Source organism: Yersinia enterocolitica subsp. enterocolitica (assembly GCF_901472495.1).
Lineage (GTDB): Bacteria > Pseudomonadota > Gammaproteobacteria > Enterobacterales > Enterobacteriaceae > Yersinia > Yersinia enterocolitica.
The window spans coordinates 3,942,866-3,965,409 of sequence record NZ_LR590469.1; the positions used below are offsets into that span (position 1 = coordinate 3,942,866).

Sequence of the window (22,544 nt, forward strand, 5' to 3'; positions counted from 1 at the left end):
CCAGCCCGCCAGTGAGACGGGCCGCCGAGATTAGAAATCGTATTTATCGATGTTTTCTTTGGTGAAGATAACCCGCTGTGGCAGTAACACAATGCCGCTGCCTTTAGCTTCATGGTCATAGCCCTGAACACTGTTTGGTGCGACTTCGACCACGCCTATGTTCGGGATATCAATTTTATCGCCGACATTCAGGTCGCCTTTTTTCAGCATTTCATTGGCGACATAGACTGAGATCTTGCCTTGATTAACCACATCCCACAGGCCGAACTCTTTGACCGTGCCGCGCTCAACATAGGGGCGCATCACATTCGGGGTGCTGAAACCGACGATAGCCACATTGTCGCGTTTGAGGTTTTCCGCTGCCTGTGCCGCAGCGGGCAGGGCGTTGGCATCTGGGGCAATAATCGCATCAAGATCGCTATAAGCTTTCAGGATACCTTCAGCGGTTTGCAGTGATTTAGTGGCGTCGTTATAGCCAAATTGAGTGGTGACAATTTCCCAGCCGGGGTGCTCTTGCTGGATTTTTTTCTTCGCTTCATTCACCCATTGGTTCTGGTCGGTCACCGTCGGGCTGGAATAGAAGAACGCCACTTTGGCTTTGTCTTTTTTCACCTGATTTGCTGCCATATCGACCAGCATTGATCCCAATTGATTCGGGGTTCCCTGGTTGATATACACCGAGCGGCATTCGGGTTTGGTGTCAGAGTCCCACGTCAGGATTTTGACCCCTCGCTGCATCGCACGTTTCAGTGCCGGGCACAGGCCATCAGGCGAAACCGCAGAGACTACAATGGCGTTATAGCCTTGATTGACGAAGTTATTGATTAACTGCACCTGGCCGGAAACACTTGGCTCGGTTGGGCCATCATAGGTGACATCCACACCCAGCTCTTTACCGGCATCGACGGCACCTTTGCCGCCACTGGTGAAGAAGCCAACCCCGACCAATTTGGGGATAAATGCAATGCGTTCCGCCGCTTGCACGGCATTTATAGCGCTAAAAGTGATACAGGCAAATCCGAGGGCACAAACCAGCGCCAGTTTTTTTAATCTTGGTGTTTTCATGGCTATCTCCGATAGGGGATCGAGGTGTTGGCAATTTTTTATAAAAAAGAGCAGGTTAAACCACAGTATTTCTGCGACGTTGCAGCCATTCATAAATCAAATGCCGGTGCAGGCTGATGGAACGCCCGACCACCACCAGAATCAGTAGGGCACCAGACAGCGCACTGGATATCTGGTTGGGTGTGCCAATCATTTGCAGGCCTTGTTGCAAGTAACCCACCAGTAGAACTGCCAGAGCCGTGCCGAGGATGGAGCCGGAGCCACCATAGATATTGGCCCCGCCCAACACCACGGCGGTGATAGCAGGCATCAGGAATGATGCCCCTAAGTCAGATCGCGCCGAGCCAAAGTAAGAAACCAACAGGACAGCGGCAATGGCGGAGGCCATGCCGGTCAAGGCATACAACAGGCATAAGGTGCGGGCGACGGGCAGGGCGCTGTATCGTGCCACTCGGCTGTTTTGCCCGATAAGAAAGACGTTACGGCCACTATGGGTGCGGTGCATCAACAACCAGAACAGCAACACGCAGACCATAAAGATCACCAGCGGCACCGGTAGGCCGAGGAGGGTTTGGTTGGCAAAATCGGTAAAAGCGGTGGGGAAGCCACCAATCCCTTCATAACCGGTTGCGCCGGAAATGCCGGATAACAACAGCGCACTGCCGCCAAACAGGTACATGGTGCCGAGGGTGATGACCAGCGGGTTGACGCCGGTATACAGAATTAGCCCGGCATTAATCAGCCCACACAGTGCGCCAACCAGTAGGGTCAGCGGGATGGCGATGCTCATGGGTACGCCCGCCTGAAACATCACGCCAAGGAATATTGAGCACAACCCAATGGTGGAGCCAAATGAGATATCGATACCACCACTGACAATCACCATCGTTAGTGGCAGAGCGACGATACCGATGCAGATAAAATCACTGGTGCTGAACAGCAGCACATTGATATCCCACATACGCGAATTGGATAAACCGAATAGCCCGATTTCCAGCACTAACAAGGCGGCCAATGCCAGCTCCCATCCATAACGTCGGTAAATATTCATCGCGCCGCCTCCTTCTTAGTGAATGATTTACTGCTCGGTGCTTTGTTATTGTTCGATTTTACTTTCTTATCCGGCGCAACCGGGCGGGTAGTAAAGCGGGCATATTTCTGTTGGCGAATATTGCGCTCGACGGCGCAACGCAGGCGGCCATCGAACACCAGTACACCCAGTAACACCAAACCGGCGATAAAATCATTCCACCATGCCGGTAGGCGCAGCAGCACCAGCACGCTGTCGATTTGTGTCAGTAAATAAGCCCCGAGGATCGCGCCGATAATGGTGCCGGTGCCGCCGAGCAAGCTGATTCCGCCGAGCACACAAGCGGCAATGGCTTTCATTTCCAGGCCGCTGCCGGTCTGATTGGGGATAAAACCAATTTGTGAGGCAAAGACTATCCCGGCCAGAGCTGCCATCACGCCATTCATGGAGAAAGCAAAAATACGAATGCTATCAGTGCGAATTCCCAATTGGCGTGCGCCCTGCAAGTTATCACCGGTGGCATAGAAGCTGCGGCCAAAGGCGGTTTTGCCCAGCAGCAAGGCCATGGCGACAATCAGCAACATAATCAGCCAGCCAATGGGCGAGATAGAAAACAGAATTGGCGTTGATAAATTTTTCAGATCCGCTGGTAACCCTTCGATCCATTTGCCACCGGTCAGCAGCAGCATCAAGCCGCGATACAACCCCAGCGTACCGAGTGTGGCGACAATTGCCGGAATGCGCAGCCAGGTCACCAGAATGCCATTAAAGAAGCCCGCCCCCATGCCAACCAATAGTGCAAACAGGCAGGACAGCGCCAGCCCGAAACCGGCATTGAGCGCCATGCCGACCGTTACCGCACATAAGCCGGTGATCGAACCAACAGAGACGTCAATATTGCGGGTTAGCATCACCATAGTGGCCCCGATCGCCAACAGGATCAGGATCTGCGCACTGCTAAAGATCATGGTGAAAGTTTGCAAATTGAAGTAATTACGGTCGATCACGCCGAGCAGGGCAAATAAGGCGAGGATCGCCAGCAGAGCTGTACCTTCGCGATTGTTTTGAATAAATTGATAGCTTTGAATAAATTTCAACATGATGCGCCCTCATTTTCAGCACGCTGATGGGCGTCGGTATGATGTTCACCAAAAGCTGTCTGTTCACCAAAAGCCAGGTGCATAATGGTGTCGACATTCATGGCACTGCCCTCCAGCGCACCACTGATTTCCCCCTGATGCATAACCAATACGCGATCCGCCATTTGCACCACTTCTTCCAGATCAGATGAGATAAAAATGATCGCCACATGCTGAGCCGCGATGCTACGGATCAGTTGATAAATATCGCTGCGGGCAGATACATCTACGCCACGGGTCGGTTCATCAATAATCAGTAATAGCGGGTTAGCCTCCAGACATTTGGCAATCAGTAGCTTTTGTTGATTACCACCGGATAAGGTGCGAACCGGCTGTTCAAGGTGACTAAATTTGATGTTTAACGCGCGGCGATAGCGCTCTAAAATGGCGGCTTCCTGTGCCGGATGAGTCCATATCCCCTGGTTACCTTGAGTGAGAGAACAGACATTCCAGCTCAATGGGGCGTCGAGATAGAGGCCGGATGCCTGCCGGTCTTCTGGCAGATAAACCAGGCCGGTAGCCAGCCGATTGACGGTTTTCATCGCGGTGATGTCGCACTCTTCCAACATGACTTTCCCCCCGCTGACGGGCCGCAAACCATAGAGCGTTTCGGCTAATTCTGTTCTGCCAGCGCCAACCACTCCCGCCAGGCCAAGAATTTCACCGGCGCGTACCTCAAAAGAGATATGAGCAAAACCTTCGCCACTCAGGTCGCACACTTGTATCACCGGTTGATTGGATTGCGCTCGTGCTTGAGAGCGGCGGTTACCGGGCAGCTCTAACCATAACTTCTGGGTATCCGATAACTCACTGTTTTTGGCTTGTGGGGTAATTGCCTGAATAATGGTGTCAGTTGAGAAGTCGTTAGTGGCACCACTCAGCGCAATGCCGCCATCGCGCATCACACTGACCCAATCGGCTAGTTGGCGAATTTCAGGGAGTTTGTGGGAGATAAACACCACCCCAACCCCTTGTTGTAATAACATTTTTATTTGGCTGAATAAGCGATTGCTTTCCGCTGGTGTTAGCGAGGCGGTGGGTTCATCAAGAATCAAAATTCGCGAGTCACGCATTAGGCCGCGCATGATCTCGACTAATTGTTGGTCAGCAACATCCAGCGAACCGGCATTGACTGCCAAATCCAAGTGGCAGCCTAAACTTTGCAGCAGCTGTGCCATTTTCTTTTTGTCTGCTTGATGCTTTGGCAGGCGGAACAGAATATTTTCCTGAACCGACAAATTAGCAAATAGCATTGGCTCCTGCGGCACCAGATAAATACCTAGCTGGTGGGCCTTGGCAGGAGTGAGGTTAAGGCAGGGTTGCCCATCTATTTCAATAGTGCCGCTGTCGGGGGGAAGCACTCCGGCAATGATCTTCATCAGCGTTGATTTACCCGCCCCGTTGCCTCCCAATAGCGCGTGGACCTGACCCGGTTGCAGAGTAAAGTCGATACTTTTCAATACCACTACGCCGGAAAACTGTTTGCTGATGCCGCGCACTTGAAGCAGCGGTGGCGGTGAGGCTTTAGTGTGCGGCATTATCGTCCCCGTAATGAACAAAAATAATTTAAAATTAAAAGTGTTCAAAAAAGATAGCTGTATAATCCCATTAGTGGCGTAATCAAGATCACAATTCTGTGAATAAAAAAATTTAAATTAAAATATGTTCAAATATGGGGTTTAAGCTGTTAGCGTAGTTATCAATTAGAATTTATACCCGTCATCTTTCAAGTTGCCGGTGTGTTGGCTGCGCTCAATCGCCCGAATCACTTACTTATGTAAGCTCATCGGGACTTTCTCGTTTGCCGCCTTCCTGCATCTTGAAATCTATTGGGTATAGCATTTATCAGACCGTGGATTTCTGATCGATGATGAATCAATGAAGAATGGAAAAGCGGCAATAGGGATCGCGGCTAATGATGAAAGAAAAACCAATGTTGTCCAACGATGAATACAAATATCCGGGTAATAGCATGAGTGAAGAGGAACTGCTCGCTCGCATTGCGTGGTTTTATTATCACGATGGCTTAACACAAGGGGATATTGGCGAACTGCTAGGGCTGACCAGATTGAAGGTCTCCAGATTGCTGGAGAAAGGCCGTCAGTCTGGGGTTATCCGGGTACAGATTAATTCGCGCTATGAGGGTTGTCTGGAACTGGAAAATGCGCTGCAACAGCATTTCGGTCTGAAGCATATCCGCATTTTACCTTCTTTAGCTGACCTGAGTATCAGCAGCCGGTTGGGTATTGGCGCAGCACATCTATTGATGGCATTGATACAACCGCAGCAGCTATTGGCGGTTGGTTTTGGTGAAACCACTATGTGCGCTTTGCAGCATTTAAGTGGCTTTATTGCCTCGCAGCAGGTGCGCTTGGTGACTCTTTCCGGTGGTGTAGGTTCTTATATGACTGGGATTGGACAGCTTGATGCGGCCTGTCAGGTCAGCATTATTCCTGCGCCGTTGCGTGCTTCCAGTGCCAAGGTCGCTGAAACATTCCGCCAGGAAAACAGTGTGCGCGATGTGATGCTGGCAGCGTGTGCGGCTGATGTTGCGGTGGTGGGGATTGGTTCGGTCAATCAACAAAAAGAAGCCACAATTTTGCGCTCTGGCTATATCAGCGAAGGTGAACAGCTGATGTTTAGCCGCAAAGGCGCGGTCGGCGATATCCTCGGTTACTTTATGCAGGCTGATGGTGCGCTCGCCGCAGATATGCAGATTCATCAGGAATTAATCGGTATTTCACTGACAGATTTGAAAAACATTCCTACGGTGATTGGTGTGGCGGGCGGGGTGGAGAAATCTGAAGCCATTGTAGCTGCGCTAAAAGGCAAGTATGTGAATGCTTTGGTAACTGATGAGTTGACTGCAAGATCAATCATCAAACTGATTTAATTGGCTATTTTACTAGCCAGCTTAGGCTTGCGCAGTGCTCACCTCATCTGGCTGCGACAATTACGCCAATAGTCAGATTGCTGACAAAGTCGATTGAAGGGGAAATGTTCCGTTGGGGTCGTAGTCGCGTAAGCGACCGAAGTGCCCCTAGGGACAGTCGCTCCTTCACGCACCTGGCTTGATACTGGGTTTGCCATTAACCTCCGATAGTTTTTATTTTTTCGAGAAAAAAGCAGTAGAGGACAGATTTATTCATCAATTTATATAAAAAGAGGATAGCGTAATGAGTCAATTCTCTACGACCACATCGGGTGATTATCTGATGGCTTTGGATGCAGGCACCGGCAGTGTCCGGGCGGTAATATTTGATCTTAATGGCAATCAGATAGCAGCCGGACAGGCTGAATGGCTACATTTGCCAGTACCTGATGTCCCTGGGTCGATGGAGTTTGATTTAACCACCAACTGGAAGCTGACCTGTCAATGCATCCGTCAGGCGTTGCATCAGGCCAACTTGCCCGCCAGTGCTATCCGTGCGGTTGCAGCCTGCTCAATGCGCGAAGGGATTGTGCTTTATGACCGCAGCGGTAAACCTATTTGGGCTTGTGCCAATGTGGATGCCCGAGCCAGCCGTGAAGTCAGTGAATTGAAAGAGTTGCACCATAATGGCTTTGAGCTTGAAGTCTATCAGTGCTCCGGTCAGACACTGGCTTTAAGTGCGATGCCTCGATTATTGTGGCTGGCGCATTACCGCCCTGATATTTATCGTCAGGCCGGGACATTAACCATGATAAGCGACTGGCTGGCGAATATGCTCAGTGGCGAGCTGGCGGTCGATCCCTCCAATGCGGGCACTACCGGAATGCTGGATTTAGTCACGCGCAACTGGCAGCCGAACTTGTTGGAAATGGCTGGGCTACGCGCTGATATTTTATCGCCAGTCAAAGAAACCGGTACTTTGCTCGGGCATGTCACAGCAGAGGCCGCACAAGAGTGTGGCTTGTTGGCTGGAACGCCAGTAGTGATGGGCGGCGGTGACGTACAACTCGGTTGCTTAGGGTTAGGAGTGGTACAACCGGGGCAGACAGCGGTGTTGGGGGGCACTTTCTGGCAGCAGGTGGTTAACCTACCCAAACCGATCACTGATCCCAATATGAATACACGCATTAACCCTCACGTCATTCCCGGCATGGTACAAGCAGAATCCATCAGCTTCTTTACCGGCCTGACCATGCGCTGGTTCCGTGATGCATTCTGTGCCGAAGAGAAATTACTCGCCCAGCGGTTAGGGATTGATACTTATAGTTTGCTGGAAGATATGGCGGCGCGGGTGCCAGCCGGGGCTTACGGGGTGATGCCCATTTTCTCTGATGTTATGCGCTTTAAATCCTGGTATCACGCCGCACCTTCCTTTATTAACCTGTCGCTCGACCCTGAAAAATGCAACAAAGCCACTTTATTCCGTGCCTTGGAAGAGAACGCAGCAATCGTTTCGGCCTGTAATTTGGCACAAATTGCGGAATTCTCCGGTGTCAAAGCCTCGTCAGTGGTATTTGCCGGCGGCGGTGCAAAAGGCAAACTATGGAGTCAGATTCTGGCGGATGTGACTGGTATTCCGGTGCGTGTACCGGTAGTAAAAGAGGCCACCGCTTTAGGTTGTGCGATTGCAGCAGGTGTCGGTGTCGGGCTATATGAAGCGCTCGATAAAACCGGAGAGCGGCTGGTGCGCTGGGAGCGAGAATACCAGCCCAATATTGAACATAAAGCACTATATCAAGCGGCCAAAACCAACTGGCAAGCAGTGTATACCGATCAGTTGACGTTAGTAGACAGTGGGTTGACGACGTCTCTATGGAAAGCCCCCGGCCTCTAAAATTGGCTATCTCACTGGTCAGCTTGAGCTTCGGGGCAGTGCTAGCCGCCGTCACGTACTGCGTGTACGCTCCGTTGGCTGCGCGCTGTCCGCACTGCCGATGACGTCAATTGGTTATATTGTTTGATAAGGGCAAACCGCCCAAATGTGAAACGGCGGGGAAACGTGCCGTTGGGGTCGTAGCGACGTAAGTCGCCGGAGCGCCCCAGGGTGCGGTCAACTCGTCGCTCTCGGTGTATAATCAAATAAAGAATTGCTATGCAGTAAACGGCTGATATAGCATTACAGCCCCTCTTTCGTTGCCGATGATGGCGCATCCTATGATGAATACATCAAATAAGACAGAATCACCTGCCGGGCAACTTTCTGCTCCTGCTCGCGTCAGTGCCGTTAATTTACCGGCCATACTGCGAGAGAAAGAGAATGTTAAACGCATTTTGGTCATTAAATTACGCCATTTCGGTGATGTTCTCCTCACCACGCCTTTACTCAACACGTTAAAAGCCAACTATCCACAGGCCAAAATCGATGTGCTGCTGTATGGTGGAACGCAAGATATGCTGCGGGAGAACAAAACGGTTAATCATGCATTTATTGTCGACCGCGGCCTAAAACATGCGGGCTTAACGGCCCAAATCAGCGGCGAAAAAACGTTGTTTAATGCATTGAAAGAGCACCATTATGATCTGATCCTCAATTTATCTGATCAATGGCGAGCCGCCGCTTATTGCCGTTTATTAAAACCGGGTTTCAGCATCGGTTTCCATTACCCAAAACGCGATACCTGGTTATGGCGCTACTGCCACTCCACCTTAGTCGATATCCCCAATGCTGCCGAACGGCACACGGTTCTCAATAATTTGGACATCCTCGCGCCGTTACAACTGACGAATATCAGCACTGACGTCAGCATGGCCTATGGCCCACATGATATTGAGCGAGTAAAACAACTGTGCCAGCAACGTAATATTGCGGATTACATCCTGATTCAACCTTCTGCGCGCTGGAAGTTTAAAACCTGGGCCAGTGAATCATTCAGTCAACTGATAAACCACCTTACCGAACAAGGCGAAACAGTGCTGTTAACCGGCGGTAAAGACAACGCAGAACTGGACTATATCGCTGACATTATTGCTGGTTGCGCGCAGCCCGAAAAAGTTATTAATTTATCCGGCCTTTTGGCACTGCCGGAATTGGCCGTTTTGATAGATAACGCTAAGTTATTTATTGGCGTAGATTCCGTGGCAATGCATATGGCGGCTGCATTACAAACCCCCGCAGTGGTGCTCTTTGGCCCCAGTAATCTTAATCAATGGCACCCATGGCAGGCTCCGCACACCCTATTATGGGCGGGTCATTACCGCACGTTGCCACATCCTAACGAGATAGATACTGACACTACGGATCGCTATTTGAACGCTATCCCGGTAGATGATGTCATAGATGCCGTTGACGCCTGGCGTATTCAAAGCCAGTAGTACGCTAATAATGGACTGGTGACGGCCAATTTTGAGTCTTCCAACCAGCTTAAGCTGAGAGAATTATGATAACTCCATCGACTTCCTTGCCGGGCACATCCCCGGCTAACCCGCGTGGTGAAATGCTAAACAGTATTGCGGCATTGCTGTTAGGCATTGCTTTACCAACCTCCAATCCACTTATCAATATATCGCTGGTTTTAATTCTTATCAGCTTGATCATTAATCGTAAGTCTCTGCCATTAAAACCCTTGCTGACCAACCCATTAGTCTATTTGCCCGCCGCCATGTTTGCACTGTTAGCGCTGTCATTATTGTTCCATCACAACAGCTACGGTCCGGAGATGGTGAGTAAAGATAAGAAATTTCTTTATGTCTTGCCGCTGGCACTGTTCTTTATTAATCAGCCGCAGCGGGTGAAACTATTTTGCCTGGGCTTCTTACTCGCCAATGCGGTGGCGTTGCTTGGGACGCTGGTTGTAGGGGTGTTACATATTCCAATTGGTCAGGTGGATCCGACAAACCCAACCATCTTTAAACTGCAAATTACCCAAAACTTCTTTATGGCATTGGCGGCCATGCTATGGCTGATGCTCGCTGTCAAAAGTCAGGGCTGGAAACGCTGGGGCTACGGCTTGCTGGTGGTAGCAGCCTGTTACAGCATCCTATTCTTGGTATTGGGTCGCACTGGGTATGTTGCGCTGGTTGTTGGGTTAGGCGTATGGCTGTTCTTCTCGCTAGGCAGTCGCCAACGCTGGCTCCTGGTGCTGCTGGGAGCAATTGCATTTGCGGCACTGCTGCTGATTCCCAATAAAGCGACTCAGCGGATCACTCAAGGTGTGGATGAGATTAAAGTCTGCATGGCGGCCTCTGCGGATAACGTCAATGATGCATGCTCAACGTCAATGGGGCAGCGCTCTGCCTTTGCCATCGAGGCGGTTCGATTAATAAAGGAAGCGCCTATTCTGGGCCACGGTGCTGGCGGTTTTTATTATGAGAACCCGGAAATCAACTACAAGATAAACAACCCACATAATCAATATCTGTTGGAAACTATCCAATCCGGTGTTGTTGGTTTGATTATCTTTCTGGCATGGATTGTCTGTTGTTACCGTGTTATTTGGCAACAAACACCCGCATTACGTAATGTCTTGCTGGCCGTATTGACCAGCTATATGGCATGTAACTTCTTTAATTCATTCTTGCTGGACTCTTCTGAAGGCCATCTATTTATGATTTTTGTCGCCATTCTGGCAGGGTATTCTGTGACAGGTACTCAGCCACGTTTGGAGCAGGGGAAGACAACATAGTGGTCACTTTGAGTGAACATCAGCGATAACTGATTAAGTCAACGGCCCCCCAACGGAGGTAATGCCGATCAGTTAAGGATCGGTTGACCGATCCAGTGGTTGTGTAAGAATCCGGAAATGTTCTTCGTTTCCGGATTTTTTTATGCACATCGGACAGGCTCTTGATCTCGTTTCCCGCTACGACTCACTGCGTAACCCACTGACCACACTGGGAGATTACCTCGACCCCCAGCTCATCTCCCGTTGTCTTGCCGAATCCGGCACGGTGACTCTGCGCAAGCGCCGCCTGCCGCTGGAAATGATGGTCTGGTGCATTGTCGGGATGGCACTCGAGCGTAAAGAACCTCTTCATCAAATCGTTAACCGGCTGGATATCATGCTGCCGGGCGATCGCCTCTTCGTGGCCCCCAGCGCCGTTATCCAGGCACGGCAAAGGCTGGGAAGCGAGGCTGTTCGCCGGGTATTCTCACAAACGGCGCAGCTGTGGCATGGCTCCGTCACCCATCCTCACTGGTGCGGTCTGACGTTGCTGGCCGTGGATGGCGTGGTCTGGCGAACACCAGATACGCCAGAGAACGATACCGCCTTCCCGCGCCAGACTTATGCCGGACAACCGGGCCTTTACCCACAGGTGAAAATGGTCTGCCAGATGGAACTGACCAGCCACCTGTTAACAGCGGCGGCCTTCGGTACGATGAAAGAAAGCGAATACACGCTGGCTGAGCAACTGATAGACCAGACTGCTGATAACACACTGACGTTGATGGATAAAGGCTACTACTCACTGGGGCTTCTGAATGCCTGGAGCCAGGCCGGCGAGCACCGCCACTGGATGATCCCGCTGAAGAAAGGCGCACAGTATGAAGAGATACGGAAACTGGGAAAAGGCGATCATCTGGTGAAGTTGAAAACCAGCCCACAGGCCCGGAAAAAGTGGCCCGAGCTGGGGGCTGAAATGACAGCCCGCCTGCTGACCATCACCCGAAAAGGGAAGGTGTACCACCTGCTGACATCCATGACAGATACGATGCGTTATCCCGGGGGAGAGATGGCGGATCTGTACGGTCATCGCTGGGAAATTGAGCTGGGTTACTGGGAAATCAAGCAGACAATGCAACTGAGCAGACTGACGCTGCGGAGTAAAAAGCCGGAGCTTGTTGAGTAGGAGCTATGGGGAGTGCTGCTGGCCTATAATCTGGTGCGTTATCAGATGATTAAGATGGCGGGAGCGCTGAAAGGATACTGGACGAATCAGCTGAGCTTCTCAGAATCGTGCGGGATGGTGATGCGGATGCTGATGACGCTACAGGGAGCTTCACCAGGTCGCATCCCGGAACTGATGCGGGATATGGAGAGCATGGCGCAGATGGTGAAGTTACCGATAAGAAGAGAAAGAGCCTTCCCGAGGGTGGTGAAGGAAAGGCCGTATAAATATGGAAAAGCCAGGAACAAAAATGCCAGTCAGTTGCTTAACTGACTGGCATTACCCCCCAACGGAGGCCGTTTTTCTTAGTGCTACCGTCGTTATCCTAGATTAGGTAATGATAATAGAGACTTTGGAATTAAAGATATTCTTTAATAAAACCGCAAAGATGTTTATTCAAATAGAGGAGTATTTAATGAAATGTGAGTTTTAAAAACGTAATTAACCAGTTTTATTTACGTCATCTTATATAGAAAGGGAATAATGAGCTTTTGTGTGGGTAAATTCCTACATTATTATCATCGATATACTCTTTCTCTTTGTCAGATATTTCAATATGAAACATCAATCTTTCTAATGTCACTATTAAGAAGTCTCGCTATTTTCTTTTTTTAAATTAATTAGTTATTGCAGTGTTTTATCTTGTTTTTATTGTTTTATTTAAAATAAAACGCCAGATATTGCTTGCTGTGTGGCGTTAGATCCCTATAGTTTCCGTTAGTGTAAATGTAAAAATTCAAAACTAACCTTTTATTAATAATTGTTAATGTAATCTAAATGAATCCTAAATGAAATCTAAATAATGATTATCCTATTGCCAGTTTTATTGATTTTTTTGATAGGAATGACTACCGCGGTGGCTATAAGAAAGGTATATCACTTTATTTTATAAAAACTAAAATACCCGCTATAAAGCTGGCAGTTTTGGTGGCGGGAGATCTGTAATTTAAAAGGCTGTGATAACCTTTGAAATGAAAAGGTAGAGAAAATTTTTCTAAGAAATGGCCTATTTTTTCACATGAGGGATGTTATTTTAATTGGTTGAATTTAAAGGTTTTTTTAATTTAATTTTCAATGGGTAATCATTAAGTCTAGACCATTAAATTATTGAGTGCAACATGGTATGAATTCTATTCTTTCTCGCGTAATTGAACCAGTGCATCTACTGGAATCATCTTAAATGACTCATATAAAGAAAACAGATTTCTATGCTAATGGAGTGGCTTTTATTTAGTGAATTAAACTGGAGAGTTTTCCGCTGAATATGAAAAATGATGATTTAGATCACTATTGGAAAATTCTGATGTATGTAATAATTTTTGCAACAATTTACATATTGTAAGATTTGGTCTACTTTCCGGACATTATGCAATAGTTTTAAAGGAAGCTATGATAACTATGTATTTATATCGCTAAGTGGGTCCAAGTGAATCTGTTTGTGGGGTATACCCGTCATACTTCAAGTTGCATGTGCGTTGGCTGCGCTTAATCACCCGAATCACTTACTCATGTAAGCTCATCGGGATTCTCTCGCTTGCCGCCTTCCTGTAACTCGAATTATTTAGGGTATAGGCAGAATTTACATTTAACTTAATTTATCCAACGTCATTGAGAACATCATGGCCAATTCATCTACGAATAAATTATCTTTACCGGCCCTAACTTCTTTAGTGGTCGGCTCAATGATCGGTGCCGGTATATTCTCATTACCCGCAACGTTCGGCAGGGCAACGGGTGGTTTTGGTGCACTCATTGCCTGGTGTATTGCTGGTGGTGGGATGTTAATGCTGGCTTTTGTTTTTCAAACATTAGCTCAGCGTAAACCTAATCTGGATTCCGGTGTATTCATATACGCAAAAGAGGGATTTGGTGATTATCTTGGTTTTGCATCTGCATTAGGTTTTTGGGCCGGTACTTGTATTGGTAACGTTTCTTACTTTGTCCTGATCAAATCAACATTAGGGGCGTTCTTCCCTATCTTTGGTGACGGTAATACCATTCCAGCAGTATTAGTGGCCTCCGTTATTCTATGGGGATTCCATATCCTGATATTGCGGGGTGTTAAAGAGGCTGCGGCGATTAATACCATTGCCACCTTCGCAAAAATAATTCCCATCTTCATCTTTGTCATCGTACTGATTTTTGCCTTTAAAGGTGATGTGTTCGCACTGAACTTCTGGGGTACGCCAGATGTAGTTAAGAGTGTCGATTTATCCCACCTGAATGACTACGGCTATGTTGGCCATGCGGCAGCTGTCATGCCGGTGGTGGTTGAGCCTGAGTCTTTATTCTCTCAAGTTCGTAGCACCATGTTGGTGACAGTATTTGTGTTCTTAGGGATTGAAGGCGCGAGTGTGTATTCGCGTTACGCCAAAGAACGTAGCCATGTCGGTATTGCCACGGTTCTGGGCTTTATTGGTGTGCTGTGCTTGTTGGTGCTGATAACCATGTTGTCTTACGGTGTACTGCTACGCCCTGATCTTGCTGCATTACGTCAGCCATCGATGGCCGGGGTTCTGGAAGCCATAGTCGGGCGCTGGGGAGCCATCTTTATCAGCGTGGGTTTGATTATCTCAGTATTGGGTGCGTATTTATCCTGGTCACTGTTGGCAGCCGAAGTGCTGTTCTCGGCGGCGAAGAGTAAAAGCATGCCAAAAATATTTGGTACCGAAAACAGTAATGCAGTGCCTTCAGCGGCGGTATGGCTGACCAATATCTTTATTCAAGTGTTCTTAATTCTGACACTGTTTACTGATTATGCTTTCCAACTGGCCTTGGAGTTAACCAGCTCATTAACCCTGATCCCTTATCTGTTGGTGGGCGCTTACGGACTAAAACTGGCCTGGACGGGTGAAACTTACGAAACCAATGCACGTGGTCACAGAAAAGATCTCATCTTTGCCCTTATTGCCACTTTCTATTCCGCACTGATGATTTATGCCGGTGGTCTGAAATACTTGCTGCTGTCGGCCATCATTTATGGTCCAGGTACGATTTTGTATCTGATTGCCAAACGTGAACAGCATCAGAAAGCGTTTAATACCTACGAAAGAATCCTGTTTATCGTTCTTATTGTGGCTGCGGTTGCTGCGATTTATAGCATTGCCACCGGAATCATCACCATATAATTTATTGGAGTTCTTATGTCAGATAAAGCTAAGAAAACTCACACCAAACCCAAATTTGGTGTTCACTCTGAAGTCGGACAGTTGCACAAAGTTATGGTCTGCGCACCAGGGCGTGCCCATAACCGCCTGACCCCCAGTAATTGTGATGAATTATTATTTGATGATGTTCTGTGGGTTGAAAGAGCCAAACGCGACCATTTTGATTTTATGACCAAAATGCGTGAACGTGGTGTTGATGTGGTGGAAATGCATAATCTGCTGGCCGAAACCGTGGCTCTTCCTGCGGCCAAAAAGTGGATTCTGGATCAACAAATTGTACCAAATGAAGTATCACTGGGTATTTTGCAAGAAACCCGCAATTATCTGGAAAGCCTGGAGCCGCGCTTGTTAGCTGAAGTGCTGATTGGCGGTTTATCTACCACTGAACTCCATAAAGATGGCAAATGCGACAAAGAAGAGTTGAAGCTGATCCGCGAGGCGGTTGGCATCACGGAATATCTGCTGCCGCCGCTGCCCAATACCCTTTACACCCGCGACACCACTTGCTGGATTTATGGCGGTGTAACTCTAAATCCGCTGTATTGGCCAGCACGTCATGAAGAAACCATTCTGACCACGGCTATCTATAAATTCCATCCGGATTTTGGCGACGCCAATGTGAAGGTGTGGTGGGGCGACCCAACGCAGCATCACGGCAGTGCGACATTAGAAGGTGGTGATGTGATGCCAATTGGCAACAAAACCGTGCTCATCGGTATGAGTGAGCGCACCTCTCATCAGGCGATCACTCAGTTGGCTCAGTCACTGTTTAAAAACAGTGAAGGGCAAGTTGAACGCGTGATGATAGCCGCTATGCCAAAATTGCGTGCTGCCATGCATCTGGATACCGTGTTCACTTTCTGCGACCGCGATGTAGTTACCCTTTATCCGGCGATTGTTAATCAGATTCAAACCTTCTCATTGCGACCAGATAATGGCCCGACTGGCATTAAATTAAGCCGCGACAAAGGCACATTTGTTGAAGCGATAGCCGGTGCATTGAACCTGAAAAAACTGCGGGTGGTTGAGACTGAAGGTAATGATTACGACACCGAGCGCCAACAGTGGGACAGCGGCAATAACATGGTTGCGCTTTCACCAGGGGTGGTGCTGGCTTACGACCGTAATACCAAAACCAACACTCAACTACGTAAAGAAGGGGTGGAAGTGATTGAGATTGTCGGCAGTGAGTTAGGTCGCGGACGTGGCGGCGGTCATTGTATGACTTGTCCAATCATCCGGGATGCCGTTGATTACTAATTCCCGTCGGCCTTGAAGCCACAGGGTTGTTAGCTGCGCGCACTTACCCGAATCACTTACTTGCGTAAGCTCATCGGGATGCGTTTGCTGGCTGCCTACCTGTGGCTCCAATGACTTTGGGAACCCCCGTCGGCCTTGAAGCCACAGGGTTGTTAGCTGCCGCCTGACTACAACTCGAATTATTTAGGGATAGCGCGGTTGCTCTTAAAAAAATAGCTGATAGTGAGTAGCAGAGTAGCGCTATTTCGCTATTGGCTATTTGTCCGTTAACTTATCTTTATTTTTCACGCAAATAACACTACCCATTTCAGTGCTAATTGTGCTGATCTACTTTTAGGGATATTTACAGGGGGATTATTAATCACACTTTTAAAAAACTGGTGCGTCATATGCCACAGAAAAATGGCGCAGAAAACAGATACAACAGTGTGAATAACTAATCTGCAATAACTTTGAAAATCTGACTCAACGAGATCTTATAGTGAAGATAAAAACAGTCGTTACCTTGCTATTAACGTTTCTTCTCGCTGCTTGCGACAGAACTCCCCCAGAAGTCGTGGAAAGTGTTCGTCCGGTAAAAATATTTATCGTGGAAGACAGTGGACAAAATGGGACGCGTTATTTCCCTGCGCGGCTACAAGCGGGTGATGAAACTCAACTCTCCTTTAAACGTAGCGGGCAACTACAACAACTGCTGGTTCGTGAAGGTGAGCAGGTGAAAAAAGGTCAGGTAATTGCCAAGTTGAATGATACTGATCTGACTCTGCGCGTTAGGGATCGTCAGTCCACCTTCAACCTGGCACGAGATCAGTTTAATCGTTTCAATACCTTGCAAGGTCAAAGGGCTGTCTCACGCGCTGAGTTAGATGTTCGCCGCGCCGAGATGGAATCTGCTCGTGCAGCATTGGAAATTGCACAAAAAGAACTCAGTGATGCCACGATTACCGCCCCGTTCGATGGCATTATCGCCAATGTTAATGCGCGAAACCATCAGGTCATGGCCCCAGGCCAGCCGGTGGCAACTCTAAGCGCATTGGATACGCTGGATGTCGTTTTCAGTGTGCCAGAACGCCTGTTTACCACCCTCGATATTAGCAACCGCAACTACAAGCCAACGGTATTACTTAATCATCTGCCGGGGCGCGAATTTGTTGCTGAATATAAAGAACATACTACCTCAACAACCTCAGCTTCCCAGACTTTCCAAGTGACACTCACCATGAAGCGCCCACCCGATATGCCATTGCTTTCTGGTATCAGTGGCCGGGTCAGAATCAACTCTGGCAATTTGTCTGGTACTGACCACCCGACTATTGTGATCCCCGTCGAAGCGGTATTTAACCCTGACAGTGCCCAGTTGAATGATGCGCGTGTTTGGGTCATCAAAAATGATGATGGCCAGATGCACGTTGAAGAACGCAAAGTGCAAGTGGGTCAGTTGACAGCGAACGGCATTCAAATCACTTCTGGATTGGCAGATGGTGAGCAAATTGTCGCAGCTGGCACCGGTGAGCTTCGCCCTAATCAAGTTGTTCGGGCTTGGGTACGTGAGCGGGGTCTCTAATGAAGCTGCTTGATAATTATATCAATAATAGTACCCGTATCTGGTTAACGATTCTGTTGCTGGGTGTTGGGGGTATTATTGCCTATCTCAATATAGGCAGGCTGGAAGACCCGGCTTTTACCATCAAAACGGCAGTAGTTGTCACCCGCTATGATGGCGCGTCGGCACAACAGGTTGAAGAAGAAGTCACATTACCGCTGGAGAATGCCATTCAGGAACTCTCTTATGTCGATGATGTTACCTCCATTTCCAGTGCGGGCTTATCGCAAATTACTATCAATATTCGTGCGCAATATGGGGCGAATGAATTACCGCAAATCTGGGATGAATTGCGGCGTAAGATAAATGATAACAGTGTGCGGTTGCCACCGGGTGCCAGTGCGCCGATGGTCAACGACGACTTCGGCGATGTGTATGGTTTCTTCTTCTCACTCACCGGTGATGGCTACAGTAATCAGGATTTACGCAACTTTGCCGAGCAATTACGGCGTGAGTTGGTACTGGTACCGGGGGTCGGTAAAGTGGGGATTGTCGGTATCTTGCCTGAAGAAGTTCAGGTGGAGATTTCTCGTGCCCAGATGACCGCCGCAGGTATTACGCCACAACAGTTATCCGACTTACTTGCTCGTCAGAATGTGGTGTCCGATGCTGGCCAATTACAGGTGGGTAGTGAGTCGATTCGTTTGCATCCAACCGGTGAATTCCAGAGTGTGCAAGAGCTGGGGAACTTACTGGTAAGCCAACCCGGTAGCCCAAAAAGTGTCTATTTACGTGACATCGCGACCGTGACACAAGGTTTTGGTCATTCACCGACCAATATTTACCGTGCTAATGGTAAGCCTGCATTGGCGCTAGGGATCTCATTCGCCCCGAATGTTAATGTAGTGAATGTGGGTAATGCCATTAAAGCTCGACTGGCGCAGTTGGAAGGCGAGCGCCCGTCAGGCATGCATATCAATGTGTTTTATGACCAGTCCCATGAAGTTGAGGGGGCGGTCAACGGCTTTATCCTTAACTTCCTGCTGGCACTGCTCATTGTTGTTGTCACGCTACTTATCTTTATGGGGGTACGCAGCGGTGTGGTGATTGCCATCTCGCTGGCACTGAACGTACTTGGCACCTTGCTCATTATGTGGCTGTTTAATATCGAGCTACAGCGAGTGTCGCTAGGGGCGCTAATTATCGCGCTAAGTATGTTGGTAGATAACGCCATTGTAGTGGTGGAGGGGATTGTGGTGGGCCGCCAGCGCGGCGAAAGTCTCTCTACGGCGATCGGCAATGTTGTGAAGCGCTCAATGATGCCGCTGCTAGGCGCGACAGTGATTGCCATTTTGGCCTTTGCCCCGATTGGCCTGTCCAACGATGCAACCGGTGAATATTGTAAATCGCTATTCCAAGTGTTGTTAATCTCGTTGATGTTGAGCTGGATTACCGCACTGACGTTGACACCGGTGTTTTCTAAGTGGGCATTCCAGAATCAAAAACCGGCGAAGGTGGATGAGGATAAACCGGCTAAGCAACCTTATGATGGCTGGTTGTTCCGCTATTATCGGGTGGTGCTGAATAAATTACTGCAATACCGTGCGGTCACTTTGGTCCTGCTGGCGGCAATGTTGGTCGCATCGGTCGTGGGCTTTGGCAATGTTCGTCAGAGCTTCTTCCCGCCGTCTAACACACCTATCTTCTTTGTTGATATTTGGCTGCCGTATGGCACAGATATTAGTTATACCGAAGGAGTGGCAGATAAGGTCGAGCAGTACATCAAGCAGCAAAAAGGGGTGGCTGACACCATGGCGACAATCGGTCAGGGCGCGATGCGCTTTATGCTGACTTATAACGCCCAGCGTCATTATCCTAACTATGCGCAGGTGATGGTTCGAACCGAGCAGCTAGACCAAATACCGGGTTTGATTGATGAAATTGAAGCCTACATGCATGACGAATACCCGCAAGTTGATGCGCAGATAAAACGCATCATGTTCGGGCCGTCAAACAACAGCTCGATTGAAGCCCGCTTTATTGGCCCTGATCCCGAGGTGCTGCGCTCTCTGGCCGCTCAGGCGGAAAAAGCGATCATTGCCGATCCGATGGCCGATGGTGCAAGGCATGACTGGCAAGATCGTAGCAAAATGATCCGACCTCAATTCTCTGATTATCTGGGCCGCGAGCTGGGTGTGGATAAACGCGAGGTTGATGGTACCTTGCGCATGAGTTTTGGTGGCTTGCCGGTTGGCTTATACCGCGATGGGACGCGCCTGATGCCGATTGTGTTGCGCACCCCGGATTCCGAGCGGCTCAATGCTGAACGACTCAATGATGTGATGGTCTGGAGTCAGGCACGCCAGGCCTTTATCCCGATCGATAACGTCGTGACCAGTTTTGAGACCGAGTGGGAAGATCCACTTATCATGCGGCTGGATCGCAAACGGACATTGACGGTGCAAACTGATCCAACTCAGCAAGGGGGCGAAACCTCGGCTGAGTTATTACAGCGCATCAAGCCAGGGGTTGAGTCTATTCAATTGCCGCGTGGCTATGAACTTGAATGGGGCGGTGACTACGAAAGTACCAAAGAAGCACAACGGGGTATTTTCATCAGTTTGCCGATAGCATTCCTGATTATGTTTGTGGTGACTGTCTTGATGTTTAGCTCGGTGCGTAACGCGCTGGCTATCTGGCTGACGGTGCCATTAGCACTGATTGGTGTGACCGTGGGCTTCTTGCTCACCGGTATTCCATTTGGTTTTATGGCCTTACTGGGGCTATTGAGTCTGAGTGGGATGTTGATACGTAACGGCATTGTGCTGGTGGAAGAAATTGGCCTCCAGCGGCAGGAAAAACCACTGCGTGATGCCATTATTGATGCTTCCACTGCGCGTTTGCGCCCTATCATGTTAACCGCATTTACCACGGTTTTGGGGCTAGCCCCGCTGCTTAGCGATGCTTTCTTCCAGAGTATGGCGGTGGTGATTATGTTTGGTCTGGGCTTTGCAACTGTACTGACCCTACTGGTGTTGCCAGTGATATATAGCTGTATGAATCCGGAACCAAAAGAGAAAGCGCATGATGAGCCAGTTAGTGAATAACTGAGAGTCTCGTGTCTGAAATAACTTAAACAGCTCCATTCTTGGGGTAATGCCGATCAGTTAAGGATCGGTTGACCGATCCAGTGGTTGTGTAAGAATCCGGAAATGTTCTTCGTTTCCGGATTTTTTTATGCACATCGGACAGGCTCTTGATCTCGTTTCCCGCTACGACTCACTGCGTAACCCACTGACCACACTGGGAGATTACCTCGACCCCCAGCTCATCTCCCGTTGTCTTGCCGAATCCGGCACGGTGACTCTGCGCAAGCGCCGCCTGCCGCTGGAAATGATGGTCTGGTGCATTGTCGGGATGGCACTCGAGCGTAAAGAACCTCTTCATCAAATCGTTAACCGGCTGGATATCATGCTGCCGGGCGATCGCCCCTTCGTGGCCCCCAGCGCCGTTATCCAGGCACGGCAAAGGCTGGGAAGCGAGGCTGTTCGCCGGGTATTCTCACAAACGGCGCAGCTGTGGCATGGCTCCGTCACCCATCCTCACTGGTGCGGTCTGACGTTGCTGGCCGTGGATGGCGTGGTCTGGCGAACACCAGATACGCCAGAGAACGATACCGCCTTCCCGCGCCAGACTTATGCCGGACAACCGGGCCTTTACCCACAGGTGAAAATGGTCTGCCAGATGGAACTGACCAGCCACCTGTTAACAGCGGCGGCCTTCGGTACGATGAAAGAAAGCGAATACACGCTGGCTGAGCAACTGATAGACCAGACTGCTGATAACACACTGACGTTGATGGATAAAGGCTACTACTCACTGGGGCTTCTGAATGCCTGGAGCCAGGCCGGCGAGCACCGCCACTGGATGATCCCGCTGAAGAAAGGCGCACAGTATGAAGAGATACGGAAACTGGGAAAAGGCGATCATCTGGTGAAGTTGAAAACCAGCCCACAGGCCCGGAAAAAGTGGCCCGAGCTGGGGGCTGAAATGACAGCCCGCCTGCTGACCATCACCCGAAAAGGGAAGGTGTACCACCTGCTGACATCCATGACAGATACGATGCGTTATCCCGGGGGAGAGATGGCGGATCTGTACGGTCATCGTTGGGAAATTGAGCTGGGTTACCGGGAAATCAAGCAGACAATGCAACTGAGCAGACTGACGCTGCGGAGTAAAAAGCCGGAGCTTGTTGAGCAGGAGCTATGGGGAGTGCTGCTGGCCTATAATCTGGTGCGTTATCAGATGATTAAGATGGCGGGAGCGCTGAAAGGATACTGGCCGAATCAGCTGAGCTTCTCAGAATCGTGCGGGATGGTGATGCGGATGCTGATGACGCTACAGGGAGCTTCACCAGGTCGCATCCCGGAACTGATGCGGGATATGGAGAGCATGGCGCAGATGGTGAAGTTACCGATAAGAAGAGAAAGAGCCTTCCCGAGGGTGGTGAAGGAAAGGCCGTATAAATATGGAAAAGCCAGGAACAAAAATGCCAGTCAGTTGCTTAACTGACTGGCATTAC

General features: G+C 49.3%; 13 protein-coding genes and 2 pseudogenes. 11 read left to right on the plus strand and 4 right to left on the minus strand.

Annotation, left to right across the window (positions count from 1 at the left end; translation table 11 throughout):
• Positions 1–30 precede the first annotated feature (30 nt).
• The 4 genes from lsrB to lsrA are packed head-to-tail and all read right to left on the minus strand — an operon-like array spanning position 31 to position 4,772.
• Positions 31–1,065 (minus strand): autoinducer 2 ABC transporter substrate-binding protein LsrB, encoded by a 1,035-nt coding sequence (gene lsrB, locus FGL26_RS18720; protein WP_005175219.1) that lies wholly within the window; start codon positions 1,063–1,065, stop codon positions 31–33.
• A gap of 55 nt (positions 1,066–1,120) precedes the next feature.
• Positions 1,121–2,116, minus strand: coding sequence for an autoinducer 2 ABC transporter permease LsrD (lsrD, locus tag FGL26_RS18725; RefSeq protein ID WP_005175216.1), 996 nt, complete (start codon positions 2,114–2,116; stop codon positions 1,121–1,123).
• Positions 2,113–3,195 carry an autoinducer 2 ABC transporter permease LsrC gene (gene lsrC, locus FGL26_RS18730; RefSeq protein WP_005175215.1) on the minus strand — a complete coding sequence of 361 codons (1,083 nt, stop codon included), beginning with the start codon at positions 3,193–3,195 and terminating at the stop codon, positions 2,113–2,115. Before lsrC ends, lsrD begins: the two co-directional genes overlap by 4 nt.
• Complete coding sequence (gene lsrA / locus FGL26_RS18735; protein WP_005175214.1) at positions 3,189–4,772, minus strand: autoinducer 2 ABC transporter ATP-binding protein LsrA; 1,584 nt, start codon at positions 4,770–4,772, stop codon at positions 3,189–3,191. Before lsrA ends, lsrC begins: the two co-directional genes overlap by 7 nt.
• A gap of 377 nt (positions 4,773–5,149) precedes the next feature.
• Here lsrA and lsrR point away from each other — a divergent pair, with 377 nt between their 5' ends.
• The 11 genes and pseudogenes from lsrR to FGL26_RS18790 all read left to right on the plus strand — a co-directional run bounded on the left by lsrR (position 5,150) and on the right by FGL26_RS18790 (position 22,534).
• Positions 5,150–6,127: a transcriptional regulator LsrR gene (gene lsrR, locus FGL26_RS18740; RefSeq protein ID WP_011815489.1), complete on the plus strand. Its 978-nt coding sequence runs from the start codon at positions 5,150–5,152 to the stop codon at positions 6,125–6,127.
• Positions 6,128–6,410: 283 nt separating this feature from the next.
• Positions 6,411–8,000, plus strand: coding sequence for an autoinducer-2 kinase (gene lsrK / locus FGL26_RS18745; protein WP_005175212.1), 1,590 nt, complete (start codon positions 6,411–6,413; stop codon positions 7,998–8,000).
• A gap of 320 nt (positions 8,001–8,320) precedes the next feature.
• Positions 8,321–9,478 carry a putative lipopolysaccharide heptosyltransferase III gene (gene rfaQ, locus FGL26_RS18750; protein ID WP_005175211.1) on the plus strand — a complete coding sequence of 386 codons (1,158 nt, stop codon included), beginning with the start codon at positions 8,321–8,323 and terminating at the stop codon, positions 9,476–9,478.
• A gap of 86 nt (positions 9,479–9,564) precedes the next feature.
• Complete coding sequence (gene waaL-ps / locus FGL26_RS18755) at positions 9,565–10,788, plus strand: O-antigen polysaccharide ligase WaaL-ps (RefSeq protein ID WP_072075740.1); 1,224 nt, start codon at positions 9,565–9,567, stop codon at positions 10,786–10,788.
• Between the two features lie 142 nt (positions 10,789–10,930).
• Positions 10,931–12,265: pseudogene (locus FGL26_RS18760) on the plus strand (IS4 family transposase).
• Positions 12,266–13,611: 1,346 nt separating this feature from the next.
• Entirely contained in the window at positions 13,612–15,120 is a 1,509-nt protein-coding gene (locus FGL26_RS18765) for an amino acid permease (protein ID WP_005175208.1), read from the plus strand.
• A gap of 15 nt (positions 15,121–15,135) precedes the next feature.
• Positions 15,136–16,419 (plus strand): arginine deiminase, encoded by a 1,284-nt coding sequence (gene arcA, locus FGL26_RS18770; protein WP_032912570.1) that lies wholly within the window; start codon positions 15,136–15,138, stop codon positions 16,417–16,419.
• 250 nt (positions 16,420–16,669) lie between these two features.
• Positions 16,670–16,851: pseudogene (locus FGL26_RS18775) on the plus strand (LapA family protein).
• Positions 16,852–16,900: 49 nt separating this feature from the next.
• Entirely contained in the window at positions 16,901–17,983 is a 1,083-nt protein-coding gene (locus FGL26_RS18780; protein WP_032912572.1) for an efflux RND transporter periplasmic adaptor subunit, read from the plus strand.
• On the plus strand, positions 17,983–21,069 hold the full coding sequence (locus tag FGL26_RS18785) for an efflux RND transporter permease subunit (protein ID WP_005175202.1): 3,087 nt from the start codon (positions 17,983–17,985) through the stop codon (positions 21,067–21,069). The genes FGL26_RS18780 and FGL26_RS18785 overlap by 1 nt, the downstream gene beginning before the upstream one ends.
• 130 nt (positions 21,070–21,199) lie before the next feature.
• Positions 21,200–22,534 carry an IS4 family transposase gene (locus FGL26_RS18790; protein WP_011815285.1) on the plus strand — a complete coding sequence of 445 codons (1,335 nt, stop codon included), beginning with the start codon at positions 21,200–21,202 and terminating at the stop codon, positions 22,532–22,534.
• Positions 22,535–22,544 lie beyond the last annotated feature (10 nt).

Bases quoted from the DNA above. Each gene is read 5' to 3' on its own strand.
- lsrA (WP_005175214.1), bottom strand. From the start codon at position 4,772: ATGCCGCACACTAAAGCCTCACCGCCACCGCTGCTTCAAGTGCGCGGC.
- rfaQ (WP_005175211.1), top strand. From the start codon at position 8,321: ATGATGAATACATCAAATAAGACAGAATCACCTGCCGGGCAACTTTCT.
- lsrR (WP_011815489.1), top strand. From the start codon at position 5,150: ATGATGAAAGAAAAACCAATGTTGTCCAACGATGAATACAAATATCCG.
- FGL26_RS18785 (WP_005175202.1), top strand. From the start codon at position 17,983: ATGAAGCTGCTTGATAATTATATCAATAATAGTACCCGTATCTGGTTA.
- lsrD (WP_005175216.1), bottom strand. From the start codon at position 2,116: ATGAATATTTACCGACGTTATGGATGGGAGCTGGCATTGGCCGCCTTG.
- lsrB (WP_005175219.1), bottom strand. From the start codon at position 1,065: ATGAAAACACCAAGATTAAAAAAACTGGCGCTGGTTTGTGCCCTCGGA.
- FGL26_RS18765 (WP_005175208.1), top strand. From the start codon at position 13,612: ATGGCCAATTCATCTACGAATAAATTATCTTTACCGGCCCTAACTTCT.
- lsrC (WP_005175215.1), bottom strand. From the start codon at position 3,195: ATGTTGAAATTTATTCAAAGCTATCAATTTATTCAAAACAATCGCGAA.
- arcA (WP_032912570.1), top strand. From the start codon at position 15,136: ATGTCAGATAAAGCTAAGAAAACTCACACCAAACCCAAATTTGGTGTT.
- FGL26_RS18790 (WP_011815285.1), top strand. From the start codon at position 21,200: ATGCACATCGGACAGGCTCTTGATCTCGTTTCCCGCTACGACTCACTG.
- lsrK (WP_005175212.1), top strand. From the start codon at position 6,411: ATGAGTCAATTCTCTACGACCACATCGGGTGATTATCTGATGGCTTTG.